The 232-nt window shown below is 57.8% G+C and carries 1 protein-coding gene; it reads right to left on the reverse strand.

Going from position 1 to position 232, the window contains the following annotated elements; genetic code table 11:
* Nucleotides 1–232: PAS domain-containing protein (locus tag EXE45_RS19095; protein WP_137695208.1), on the reverse strand; the 232-nt coding region annotated here is incomplete at both ends.

The raw sequence follows: 232 nt of genomic DNA on the forward strand, positions 1-232 counted from the left end.
GTAGTCAGCATCAGTCGAACCGATCATGTCCGAGACGGTAGTGCCGTACGCGTCAGCGACCGCTTCGTTCGCGAGCAAGAATTCGCCGTCTGTGTTCTTCGCGAATATCAGCTGGGGGACTGTGTTCATGACACGTTCGAGCTGATTGCGTTCGGACTCTATGCGGTCGCGCGCAGTACGTAGTTGACGTCGCTGCGCGACGAGCTCGATTGCCGTCTGGAGTGCTGTGTTG

It is taken from the genome of Halorubrum sp. SP9 (genome assembly GCF_005435015.1).
GTDB lineage: Archaea > Halobacteriota > Halobacteria > Halobacteriales > Haloferacaceae > Halorubrum > Halorubrum sodomense.